We start from the raw sequence: 12,344 nt of genomic DNA on the forward strand, positions 1-12,344 counted from the left end.
GCGCGTGCGCGAGAAGCGCAACCGCACCTTACTTTCCGCTCGACAACCGTGGGGTCGCTACACGCCGTCGGGGCTATGCACCAGACGGCGTGTTGGGACCCCTCGGTGGTTCTAGGCGTGGTTCTAGGCGAGCGGAGCGGACTCGAAGCGGCCGGCGACGACGGCGGCGCGCAGGGCCTCGAAGTCGGCGAGCGATTGGTCGGCGTAGGCGTGCGACCACTCGATGACCGCATCCGTGAATGCCGTCCCCCGGCCGATGTAGCCGGCGATGAAGGCGCCGTCGGGGCTGCGGGAGTGTGCGCGGGCGAGGATGGTGGCGCAGGCGTACGCGTAGTCCTCGAACGTCTCGTCGGCCATGTCCGCGATCTCGAACGACACGTTGCGGTCGCGGAACTGACGAACGTAGAAGCCGTAGCCCTCGAAGGTGACGTGGCCGAGGAACGGGTCGGAGACGGCCTGCAGGATGCGCTGGTTCGCCGTGACGCGGTAGCCGTGGTTCGCCGAGAACGTGTCGGGGTTCACTCCGCTGATCGGGTTCTTCGGCGCCCGGCCGAACTCATGGATCACCGAGTCGGACGCCTCCTTGAGCTGCAGGATGAGCGGTTCGCCGTGCGGGCCCGTGAGCACCACGATGAAGCAGCGCGAGCCGACGCTGCCGACGCCGACGACGCGACGGGCCACGTCGGTGATGGTGTGCTGCGCCAGCAGGAGCGAGACGTCGGGCGTCACGCTCGCGCGGTAGAGGTCGATGACCTCCGCCACCCGGCTCTCGATCTCCGGCCCGACGTGGGTCAGGCGCGGCGGGCTCTCGATCAGGTGCAGCGAGCCGTCGTCGGCGGTCTCGGTGATGCGCGCGATCACGCGGGCCGAGGTGCGTTTCTCCGATGACTTGACCGCGGCTTTCACGAGTTTCTGCGTCTGCTTGCCGAACTGGCGCCCACCCTGCACGACCGCTGCCTGAAAGAACCGATCGGTCACGTCGAGCTCGAGAGAGCGATGCAGTGCGTCGCGATAGGCGTGTGCGGCGAGGGATGCCGCCCGCCGCGTCTGCGCCTCGGTCGCCCCTCGCGAGCGCGCAGCGATCACCACGCTCGTGACGAGGCGCTTCACATCCCACTCCCACGGCCCGAATGCCGCTTCGTCGAAGTCGTTGAGGTCGAAGACCATGGAACGCTCGGGCGAGGCGAAGAGGCCGAAGTTGCCGATGTGGGCGTCGCCGCAGAGCACGACACCGGCGCCCGTGTTCGCCTCACCCGCCAGGTCGGCGGCCTGGATGGCGGCGGTTCCGCGATAGAAGGCGAACGGGTTCTGCAGCATCCGGGCGACGCGCAGTGGCACGAGGTCGGGCAGTCGCGTCTCGTGCTGCCGGTCGAGAACGCCGAGGGGGTCGCGGTGGGCGTCTGCTTCGTAGCGCCCGTGGGCGGAACGGGGGAGGGCGGCGCGAGCGGCGCGGCCCCGCTGAAACCGCTCGTCGTGCGTGACCACGGGGGCGTGGTCGAAGCGCAGCCGACCCGGTGCGCGGTTCATGGCGCGTCTGACCGTGTTCGGTTCATAGCGCAAATCTAGCGCTCGGGAGGGCAGACACGCTTGACCAGAAAGGGGGGTTTTGTACCCCACTTGTCCTCACTAATGTGGACATAGTCGAGAGCTTCCCGACCGCGCGATCCGAAAGCGCGGGCTCTCCTAATCTCCAAGGACACATACCCGAAAATGAGTTCTACAAGTTCATACGATCCTGCCCGAAAACGACAGCTGGGCGCGGAACGCCGCACCGAACCGCTGCCGACCGTTCACCCCACCCCCTCCGATCGCAAGATCACCTTCAGCCGTGTCGCCATCGTGCTCACCGTGCTGTTCTGGGTGATCTACGTCGTGACCACCATCGTTCGTCAGTTCATCGACGGCGGCCAGAACTTCCGGTTCACGATGGAGGCGATCGGCTATCTGGTGGTCGTCACCTTCCTCACCTTCTCCGCGCTGATGTACCTGGTCGCCCGCCAGGGAGCGCTGCAGCGGTTCAAGAAGCACGTTCGCGTTCCCCGTGCCGAACTCGACCGCCACTTCGCGTCGAGCCAGCCGTCGATCACCGTTCTGGTGCCCTCGTACGCAGAAGAGCCGGAGGTCGTGAAGATGACGCTCCTCTCCGCCGCGCTGCAGGAGTATCCGTCGATGCGCGTGGTGCTGCTGCTCGACGACAACCCGAACCCGAAGGATGCGGCCGTCGCCGACCGCCTGAACACCACGCGCGCCCTCGCCGACGACATCAGCACCATGCTCGCCGAGCCCCGCACCCGGTTCACGGATGCCCTGCTCCGGTTCGAGCTGAGCGACCCCGACACGTTCGTGGCCCCGTACATCGCGCTCGACCTGGCCGAAGAGTACGCGTGGGCCGCAGCCTGGCTGCACGCCGAAGCAGACGCGCACGGGCTCGACGACCACGTGGACCTGTTCTTCGCCGACCAGGTGCTCCGCGGCCTCGCTGACGAGCTCGCGCTCGTCGGCAAGGCGGTCGAGGCCGCCGTCGCCGACGGCGCATCCCTCAGCTCCGAGCGCGTGGCGCAGCTCTACCGCCGCCTCGCCTGGACCTTCGACGCCGACCTCGCCGTCTTCGAGCGCAAGCAGTGGGCCTCCCTCTCGCACGAGGCCAACAAGGCGATGAACCTGAACGCGTACATCGGTCTGATGGGAGGGACCTACCGCGTCGAGCAGACGCCGGAAGGGCCCATCCTCACGCCCGTCAGCCAGCGCCGCGCCGGTGACATCGTCATCCCCGACAGCGACTTCCTGCTCACCCTCGATGCCGACTCCATCCTGCTGCGCGAGTACTGCCTCCGGCTCACGTACTTCTTGCAGCAGCCCGACAACGCCCGGGTCGCCGTCACGCAGACGCCGTACTCGTCGTTCCGCGGAGCCGGCACCCGCATCGAGCGTCTCGCCGGTGCGACCACCGACATCCAGCACATCCTGCACCAGGGGATGAGCCACTTCGGTGCCACGTTCTGGGTCGGCGCGAACGCGGTCATCCGCAAGCGCGCGATCGAGGACATCGTGGAGACCGAGTTCGTCGGCGGATTCGAGGTGCGCCGCTACGTTCAGGACCGCACCGTCATCGAAGACACCGAGTCGAGCATCGACCTCGGAACGCACGGCTGGACGCTCGTCAACTACCCCGAGCGGCTCAGCTACTCCGCCACCCCGCCCGACTTCGGCTCGCTCATCGTGCAGCGTCGCCGCTGGGCGAACGGCGGGCTCCTCATCCTGCCGAAGCTGTGGCGCCAGGTTCGCGAGCGCAAACGTCGCGGCGAGGTGGTCTCGCGCACCGAGTTGCTGCTCCGCGTGAACTACATGGCGTCGATCGCCTGGGCGAGCTTCGGCCTCATCTTCCTGCTGGCGTACCCGTACGACGGTCGCTTGCTCAGCCCCGTGGTGCTGCTCGCCGCCCTGCCGTACTTCATCGCCATGGCCAGCGACCTGCGCTATGCCGGGTACAAGGCGTCGGATGTGTTCCGCATCTACGGCTTCAACCTCATCCTGCTTCCGGTGAACCTGGCCGGTGTGCTGAAGTCGATCCAGCAGTCGCTGACCGGCAAGAAGATCCCGTTCGTGCGCACCCCGAAGGTGAAGAACCGCACGGCATCCCCGCTGCTCTACGTGGTGACGCCTTTTCTGATCGTCGCGTTCTCGCTGTTCACGCTCTGGCGGGATGTCAACGCGCAGAACTGGGGAAATGCAGCCTTCGCCGCGTTCAACGCGACGCTCGCGATCTGGGCGATCATCAGCTACATCGGCATCGGCAACGCCATCGTCGACATCTGGCTCGGCGTCACGAAGCCGCTGTATGTCGACCGTGCGCGTCGTTCGACGACCGAGGAGGCGCATCCGGTCACGGCGTCGCTCGACTGGCGCTCGGTGCTGTACCACGGTCACGCCGGCGGCCAGGTGCCGCGGGCGGGCCACGGGCTGAGCGCCGTGGCGGCCACCCCCGCCCAGCCGGCCGAGTCCGAACGGCAGGCCGCCTGATGGCGCGCCGCGCAGGGGAGCCGGCAGCGGCTCCCGCCGTTCAGGACGCCCAGGCGCCCTCCGGTGGAAACTCGGAGGGCGGCCGCAGGCTCTCACCGCTCCGCGTGATCGGCGCCGCTCTCGTCGCCATCATCGTGGTCTCCGGCGGCGTCGTCGGGCTCCAGTGGTGGAGCGCCAAGGCCGCGGTCGACTCCCGGCCCTGGTTCGCCTCCTACGTCGATGTCGCCGCCACCCCGCGGTTCGCCTTCGAGAATCTCGGCACGTCGAAGACGAAGGATGCGGTTCTCTCGTTCGTCGTCTCCTCCAAGTCCGACGCGTGCACGCCGACCTGGGGCGGCGCGTACACGCTCGACCAGGCACGCGGCTCGCTCGACCTCGACCGGCGCATCGCCAGGCTTCAGCAGCAGGGCGGCACCGTCGCGGTGTCGTTCGGCGGCCAGCTGAACGACGAGCTCGCCGTCGGGTGCGACGACGGCACGGCGCTCGAGAACGCGTATGCGGCCGTCATCGACCGCTACAACGTCGGAACGATCGACCTCGACCTCGAGGGCGCCGGCCTGGCGAACACGGACGCGAACGCTCGCCGCGCGACAGCCATCGCCGCGCTGCAGAAGGAGCGCAGGGATGCGGGCAAGAGCCTGGCCGTCTGGCTCACGCTGCCCGTCGCCCCGAGCGGCATGACGTCCGCCGCCACGGATGCCATCGACGCCATGTTGAAGGCCAAGGTCGACATCGCCGGCGTGAACGTCATGACCATGGACTACGGCAGCGCCAAGAAGACCTCGGCGTCGATGGCCCAGGCGAGCGAGGATGCGGTCACGGCCGCCCAGCGTCAGCTCGGCATCCTCTACGACCGCAACAAGCTGCACCTCAGCGACCCCAGCCTCTGGGCGAAGGTCGGAGCCACCCCGATGATCGGCCAGAACGACGTCGAGAAGGAGGTCTTCTCGCTCGCCGACGCCAAGACGTTCAACGCCTGGGCCGTCTCGACGGGCCTCGGGCGGATGTCGATGTGGTCGGCGAACCGCGACAAGACGTGCGGCGCGAACTATGTCGACACCACCGTGGTGTCGGATGCGTGCAGTGGTGTCAAGCAGGGCAAGTCCACGTTCGCCTCGGTGCTCGCCAAGGGCTTCAACGGTCACATCGCCCTCGGCGAGTCCGCGGTGACCACCGCGGAGCCGACCAGCACCGCCGCCGTGAAAGACGACCCGGCCTCCTCTCCGTACGCGATCTGGTCGCAGGGCGCCTCGTACCTCGAGGGCACGAAGATCGTCTGGCACCACAACGTCTACGCGGCCAAGTGGTGGACGAAGGGTGACGTTCCCGACAACCCCGTGCTGAACTCGTGGGAGACGCCGTGGGAGCTCGTGGGCCCCGTGCTCCCTGGTGAGACGCCCATCCCGCAGCCGACCCTTCCGCCCGGCACGTTCCCCGCCTGGGCCGGCGCGACGGCCTACGAAAAGGGCGCCCGTGTGCTCTTCGACGGCACCCCGTACGAGGCGAAATGGTGGACGCAGGGCGACAGCCCCGAAGCCGCGAGCTCCGACCCCGACTCGTCGCCGTGGACCCCGCTCACGCAGGACGAGATCGATGACCTGCTCGGCGGTGACGCCACCACCGAGTGAAGACCGGGCGGCGGGGTGCTGCTTCGATGCGTACCCCGTCGTCCCTCGACCCGGACTCCGCTGCGGGGCGGAGTCACGGGCGCGCGCGTCCGCGTGCGCTGTGTCGGCGGGGTGGTGCGCTTTCGGGTAGTGCACCCCACGACCCCGCCGACACGCTTGACGCCTGCGTACCGACGCATGGGTACTGTTAGGGCGAGCGGTTAGGAGCGACGTGTGACCCGGGTGACCATCAGCGGTCTCGCAGACCAGTTGGGGCTGTCGAAGGCATCCGTCTCGTATGCCCTCAACGGACAGCCCGGCGTCAGCGACGAGACCCGGATGCGCGTGCTCGAACTCGCGCGCAGCCTCGGCTGGCATCCCAGTTCGAGCGCCAGAGCGCTCTCGCGGTCGCGGAGCGACGCGATCGGCATCGTGCTGCGCCGCGATCCCAGCCTGCTCGGAACGGAACCGTTCTACATGAGCCTGCTCGCCGGCGTCGAGAGCGCGCTCGCGGAGACCGACCTCGCCCTGATGCTGAGGATGGTAGGAACCTCCCCGGGCCAGGACACCGCGACGTATCGGCGGTGGAGCGCCGAGCGCAGGGTCGACGGCGTGATGATGTTCGACATCATGGTCGACGATCCTCGACCCGCGCTGCTCGACGGACTCGGGATGCCGTACGTGCTCCACGGCGACCAGCCCGAGCTCGCTCCGGGACGGGTTCTCGCCTACGACGTCGCGCACGACGCCGAGCTCATCGTGGGAAACCTCGCCGAGCTCGGGCACCGTCACGTCTTGCACGTCGCCGGGCCGTCGGAGCTCGCCCACGAGCTCGACCGCCGTCGGGCGATCGCCGCCGAAGCGGGGCGGGCGGGCATGAGCGCCCGGTTCGCCGCATCCGACTACACGACCGAGACCGGCCACCGCATCGTGGAGGAGGTGCTCGCCGTCGACAGCGCGGTCACCGCCATCATCACCTCCAACGACATGCTCGCCCTCGGCGCCGCCGCAGCCCTCGAGCAGGCCCACCGCGAAGATGTCGCCCTGATCAGCTGGGACGACTCTTTCGTCTGCCGGCTCGGCCGGCGGCCGATCACAGCGCTCGCCCGCTTTCCGGAAGAGCAGGGGAGGCGCACCACGAGGTTGCTGCTCGACCTGCTCGCCGGCCTCACGCCCGGGCAGCTCGCCGCGAAGCGCAGCGAACTGGTCGTTCGGGCCACGAGCGTTCGGGCATCCGTGCACAATACGCTTGACTCCTGAACCGGTTAAGTTAGTGTCGATGGCACGGCCTTTGGCCCGCCACCAAGAGACAAGGGAGTCACTAATGAGAAAACGCGCCATATTCGCGGGGGCGATCGCCGCTGCGGTCGCGCTCGTCGCCGCGGGGTGCAGCGGCTCGGGAGGGTCGGGAGACTCGCCGAGCGGGTCCACGATCACCTACTGGGCGAGCAACCAGGGCACGAGCCTGGACAACGACAAGCAGGTGCTCACCCCCGTGCTGAACGACTTCACCAAGAAGACCGGCGTGAAGGTGAAGCTCGAGGTCATCGGGTGGAACGACCTGCAGACGCGCATCCAGACCGCCGTCACCAGCGGACAGGGCCCGGATGTGCTCAACATCGGCAACACGTGGGCCGCCTCCCTGCAGGCGACCGGCGCTTTCATGCCGTTCGATGACGCCGCCATGAAGGCGATCGGCGGCAAGGACAAGTTCGTCAAGACGGCTCTCGAGACCGGTGGTGTCGCAGGCAAAGACGTGACGAGCGTTCCGCTCTACGGTCTCGCCTACGGCCTGTACTACAACAAGGCGATGTTCACAGCGGCCGGCGTGCAGCCGCCGACCACCTGGGAAGAGCTGGTCACCGACGCGAAGGCGCTGACCACCGGAGGCAAGTACGGCTTCTCCCTCGCCGCCGGCAGCTACACCGAGAACGCGCACTTCGCGTTCATCAACGCAGCCCAGAACGGCGCCGAGTTCTTCGACAAAGACGGCAACCCCACCTTCACCTCCTCCGGTGCGGTCGACGGCATCAAGCGGTACCTCGACCTCATGCAGACCGACAAGGTCGTCAACACCTCGAACGCCCAGTACGACAACGGCGTGCAGGCGGTCAACGACTTCGCCACCGGCAAGGTCGCGATGATCCTCAGCCAGAACAACGCCGACTCGTCGATCAACGCCAACGGCATGAAGACCGACGCGTACGGTGTCGTCCCGTTCCCCGCGCCCAAGGGCGGCGAGGCCGTCGCCAGCCACGTGGCCGGCATCAACCTGTCGATCATGAAGAACACGAAGAACAAGGATGCGGCGCTCGAGTTCGTCAAGTACATGACGAGCGAAGACACCCAGGCCACCCTGGGCAAGCCGTACGCCACCCTTCCCGTGCTCGACGGTGCGAAGGCGAACTTCACCGACAACGCGGAAGAGGCAGCCACCTTCCAGAAGATCTACAACACGATGTCGAAGCCTCTGCCTCTGGTGCCGGCTGAAGACCAGTTCGAGAACACCGTCGGCAAGGCGATGAACGACATGTTCTCGAAGATCGCGACCGGAGGAACGGTCTCCGCCAGCGACGTCAAGTCGGCGCTGCAAGACGCGCAAGACCAGGTCAAGCAGTCCATGGGCGGCTAGCCCTCCCGCTCCATCCGGAAGAGGCGGTCCGCGACCTGAGCGCCGCGGGCCGCCTCTCTCCACCACGATCATCCAGACCAGACAGGGGTCACCATGTCGACGACGACATCCGCTGACAACCCCCGCGACGCCCGCATCATCGCAGGGCGCGAAACGGTGGCTGCGGCCGCGCCGCCCAAGCGGCGCAAGCGTCAGAAGGGCTGGTGGCTGCCTCTGGCGCTGCTCGCCCCCGCGATCATCTTCGAGATCATCATCCACGTCATCCCGATGCTCACGGGCATCTGGATCAGCTTCGTGCAGCTCACGAAGTTCTACATCGCGAACTGGAGCGCCGCCCCGTTCGTGGGCTTCAAGAACTACGCCATCGCGCTCGACTTCAACCAGGCCATCGGCGCCGGCCTGCTGCGCTCCTTCGCCATCACGTGCGCGTTCACGCTGCTCGTGGTCGGCATCTCCTGGAGCCTCGGGATGGCCGCGGCCGTCGCTTTGCAGCGCCGGTTCTGGGGGCGCGGCTTCTTCCGCACCCTCTTCCTGGTGCCTTACGCACTGCCCATGTACGCCGGCATCATCGCCTGGAAGTTCATGCTGCAGAAAGACACCGGAGCGGTCAACCACTTCCTCTACGACAATCTCGGCATCAGCGGCGACAAGCCGTTCTGGCTGATCGGCGGGAACGCGTTCTGGTCGATCGTGATCGTGGCCATCTGGCGGCTGTGGCCGTTCGCCTTCCTCATGCTGATGGCCGGGCTGCAGAGCATCCCCGAGGAGGTCTACGAGGCTTCTGCCGTCGACGGCGCCAAGCCGCTGCGTCAGTGGGCCGCCATCACCCTTCCCATGCTGCGCCCGGTGAACACCGTGCTGCTGCTGGTGATGTTCCTCTGGACGTTCAACGACTTCAACACTCCGTTCGTGCTGTTCGGCAACGCCCAACCGGCAGCGGGCGATCTCATCTCGTTCCACATCTACAACGCCTCGTTCCTCACCTGGAACTTCGGCTCTGGAGCCGCGATGAGCGTTCTGCTGCTGATCTTCCTGCTCATCGTCACCGGCATCTATCTGCTGGTCATCAACCGGAGGTCGCGTCGTGCGTGAAACAACCCCTTCCAAGGCGTTCCGCATCGTCGTGCTGACACTGCTCACGATCTTCACCGTCGTGCCGATCTACGTGATGGTCACCTCGTCGATGAAGTCGCTGCCGGATGTGCAGGGCGCGTTCACCTGGTGGCCGTCGCAGATCACGTTCCAGCCGTTCATCGACATGTGGTCGACGGTGCCGCTCGCGTCGTACTTCGTGAACAGCCTGATCGTCGCCGGCTCCGCCACCATCCTCAGCCTGGTGATCGCCGTGTTCGCCGCTTACGCCGTGTCTCGGTACCGCTTCAAAGGGCGCACCGTGTTCACCACCACCGTGCTCTCGACGCAGATGTTCCCCGGCGTGCTGTTCCTCCTCCCGCTGTTCCTGATCTTCGTGAACATCAACCAGGCGGTCGGCATCCAGCTCGTCGGCACCCGGTTCGGTCTCGTGATCACCTACCTCACGTTCGCTCTGCCCTTCTCGATCTGGATGCTCGCCGGCTACTTCGACGGCATCCCGCGCGACCTCGACGAAGCGGCGATGGTGGATGGCAGCGGGCCGATGGGCGCGCTCTGGCACGTCGTGCTGCCCGCCGCCAAACCCGGCCTCATCGCTGTGGCGATCTACTCCTTCATGACCAGTTGGGGTGAGGTGCTCTTCGCATCCGTGATGACGACGAACGAGAACCGCACCCTTGCCGTCGGGTTGCAGCTGTATTCGACGCAGACCAACGTCTACTGGAACCAGATCATGGCCGCGTCGCTCGTGGTGAGCATCCCCGTGGTGGTCGCGTTCCTGCTGCTGCAGCGTTCGTTCGTGGCCGGGCTGACCGCGGGCGCCGTGAAGTAGGCGCGCGCCGCCGTGGCTCGAACCCGGTTCCGTTCCGATTGAAAGGCGATCATGGAGCGTCATTCTTCCCTGCTCTCCGTCGAAGGCATGCCCACGGTCTGGCTCGGCGCCAACTTCTGGTCGCGCAGCGGCGGCCCGCTCATGTGGACCCGCTACGACCCCACGATCGTGCGGCAGGAGCTGGCCGTTCTCGCCGAGCACGGGCTCACCATGACGCGCTCGTTCTTCTACTGGCCGGACTTCCAGCCGACCCCTGACACGCTCGACGAGCAGTGCGTCGCGAACTTCACCGACTTTCTGGATGCGCACGAGGAACTCGGCATGACGTCCGTCCCCACGTTTCTCGTCGGGCACATGTCGGGCGAGAACTGGGACCCCGTCTGGCGCGACGGCCGTGACCTGTACAGCGACATCTGGTTCGTCGGCCGGCAGGCCTGGTACGTGCGCGAGCTCACCGCCAGATTCGCCGCGCATCCCGCCGTCTCGGGTTGGCTGCTGACCAACGAAGTGCCCATCTACGGCGGCGAGGCGCCCCGGCCCATCGTCGAGGCTTGGGCCTCCCTGCTCGTGGATGCCGTGCGCGCCGGCGGCGGAACGCAGCCCGTCTCCGTCGGCGACGGCGCCTGGGGCATCGAGACCACCGGGCACGACAACGGTTTCTCGTCGGTGGATCTCGCCGCGTTCACCGACTTCGTCGGCCCCCACGTCTACCGGATGGAGAGCGACCAGATCCGCCAGCACCTCAAGGCCGCTTACATCGCCGAGCTCTGTCACGTTGCCCGGCTGCCCGTGATCATGGAGGAGTTCGGGGTGACGAGCGACTTCGTCTCGCCCTCCGGCGCCGCTTCGTACTATCGGCAGCTGCTCTACAACACGCTGCTCGCCGGCGCCACCGGCTGGATCGCCTGGAACAACACCGACTACGACGACCTCGTCGAGCAGCGGCCGTACACCCACCACCCGTTCGAGATGCATTTCGGCATCACCGACTCGACCGGCGCCCCCAAGCCGCCGCTGCTCGAACTGGCAGGTTTCGCATCCACTCTGACCGCCGTCGACGTCGCCTCCGTCTCGCGCTCGGCCGTGGATGCGGCCCTCGTCGTTCCATCGCATCTCGCCGCCGACTACCCGTTCACCCAGGAGGCCGAGCGTGCGTTCATCGTCGCCGTCGGCGAGCAGGCCTACGTCGCCGCTCACGAAGCGCACCTTCCTGTCGCCGTCGTGCGGGAGGCCGAAGACGGAGGAGTGCCCGCCGGATACGGGCTCTACCTCGTCCCCTCGGTGAAGCAGCTCTGCGGGCCCACCTGGACGCAGCTGCGGTCTCTCGCCGAGGGCGGCGCCACCGTCTACGTCTCGTACGGTGTCGGCGACCTCGGTGTGCAGCGCGGCCCCTGGTGGGCTTACACCGACGAGCTCTTCGGCGTGACCCACGAGTCGGACTACGGCCTGGTCGCCCCCGTTCTCGACGACGAGGTCGTCGTGCGCTTTCTCGAACCCTTCGGCTCGCTCGCCGCGGGCGACACGCTTCGCTTTCGGGCCGCGGGCAACGAGCACTCCCGGTCGTTCCTCCCCGTCTCCGCCACCACCGGCACCGTGATCGCCGTGGACGCGCACGACCGCCCCGTCATCGTCTCGCAGCCCCACGGCGCCGGCCGCGCCGTGCTCTCGACGTATCCGCTCGAGTACTTCGCCTCCGCCCAGCCCCGTGTGAACCCCGAAGAGACCTGGCGCCTCTACGACGCGCTCGCCGTTGTCGCCGATGTCGAACGCGACGTGCTGCTCGACGACCCGCTCGTGTTCACGGACACCCTGGTGCACGTCGACGGCCGCCGTTTCGTCTTCTTCGTCTCACAGCATCCCTCGCCCGCTACCGTCACCCCGCAGGTCGTCGGCGGCTCCCTGCAGACGCTGGCAGGGGATGCGGTATCCTCGGTCTCCCTCGCCGGCTACGGCGTCGAGGTGCGCGAGCTGGTCTACGAGTAGCCCGGTGGCATTCGCTCCCGCGCGGACACGCTAGTATGGTCAAGTTGCTTTGGGGCTCCACCCTCGAAGCAGCATCGGGCTGTGGCGCAGCTTGGTAGCGCACTTGACTGGGGGTCAAGGGGTCGCAGGTTCAAATCCTGTCAGCCCGACGTAACGACAAAAAGAGGTGGGCCGCGGT

Annotated in this window: 8 protein-coding genes and 1 tRNA gene; 8 read left to right on the top strand and 1 reads right to left on the bottom strand. The window is 67.2% G+C overall.

Annotated elements, in window-relative coordinates:
* Positions 1 to 123: 123 nt before the first annotated feature.
* Positions 124 to 1,527, bottom strand: coding sequence for a DUF2252 domain-containing protein (locus ACFVWR_RS18245; protein WP_387215539.1), 1,404 nt, complete (start codon positions 1,525 to 1,527; stop codon positions 124 to 126).
* A 183-nt stretch (positions 1,528 to 1,710) separates the two neighbouring features.
* Between ACFVWR_RS18245 and ACFVWR_RS18250 the strand changes: the two genes are divergently transcribed.
* From ACFVWR_RS18250 to ACFVWR_RS18285, 8 genes are all read left to right on the top strand, one after another.
* Positions 1,711 to 4,020: a glycosyltransferase family 2 protein gene (locus tag ACFVWR_RS18250; RefSeq protein ID WP_387215543.1), complete on the top strand. Its 2,310-nt coding sequence runs from the start codon at positions 1,711 to 1,713 to the stop codon at positions 4,018 to 4,020.
* A complete protein-coding gene (locus ACFVWR_RS18255) occupies positions 4,020 to 5,648 on the top strand; it encodes a chitinase (RefSeq protein WP_387215546.1) in 1,629 nt (542 codons plus the stop codon). The genes ACFVWR_RS18250 and ACFVWR_RS18255 overlap by 1 nt, the downstream gene beginning before the upstream one ends.
* Before the next feature lie 213 nt (positions 5,649 to 5,861).
* Positions 5,862 to 6,887: a LacI family DNA-binding transcriptional regulator gene (locus tag ACFVWR_RS18260; protein ID WP_387215549.1), complete on the top strand. Its 1,026-nt coding sequence runs from the start codon at positions 5,862 to 5,864 to the stop codon at positions 6,885 to 6,887.
* A gap of 64 nt (positions 6,888 to 6,951) precedes the next feature.
* Positions 6,952 to 8,259: an ABC transporter substrate-binding protein gene (locus ACFVWR_RS18265; RefSeq protein WP_387215552.1), complete on the top strand. Its 1,308-nt coding sequence runs from the start codon at positions 6,952 to 6,954 to the stop codon at positions 8,257 to 8,259.
* A gap of 93 nt (positions 8,260 to 8,352) precedes the next feature.
* Positions 8,353 to 9,351 carry a carbohydrate ABC transporter permease gene (locus ACFVWR_RS18270; RefSeq protein WP_387215555.1) on the top strand — a complete coding sequence of 333 codons (999 nt, stop codon included), beginning with the start codon at positions 8,353 to 8,355 and terminating at the stop codon, positions 9,349 to 9,351.
* Positions 9,344 to 10,183, top strand: a complete 840-nt coding sequence (locus ACFVWR_RS18275; protein ID WP_387215558.1) for a carbohydrate ABC transporter permease — start codon at positions 9,344 to 9,346, stop codon at positions 10,181 to 10,183. Before ACFVWR_RS18270 ends, ACFVWR_RS18275 begins: the two co-directional genes overlap by 8 nt.
* Positions 10,184 to 10,234: 51 nt before the next feature.
* Positions 10,235 to 12,166, top strand: coding sequence for a cellulase family glycosylhydrolase (locus ACFVWR_RS18280; protein ID WP_387215561.1), 1,932 nt, complete (start codon positions 10,235 to 10,237; stop codon positions 12,164 to 12,166).
* A gap of 75 nt (positions 12,167 to 12,241) precedes the next feature.
* A tRNA-Pro gene (locus tag ACFVWR_RS18285) sits at positions 12,242 to 12,315 on the top strand.
* The last annotated feature ends 29 nt before the right edge of the window (positions 12,316 to 12,344 follow it).

This window comes from Leifsonia sp. NPDC058292 (assembly GCF_042880955.1).
GTDB lineage: Bacteria > Actinomycetota > Actinomycetes > Actinomycetales > Microbacteriaceae > Leifsonia.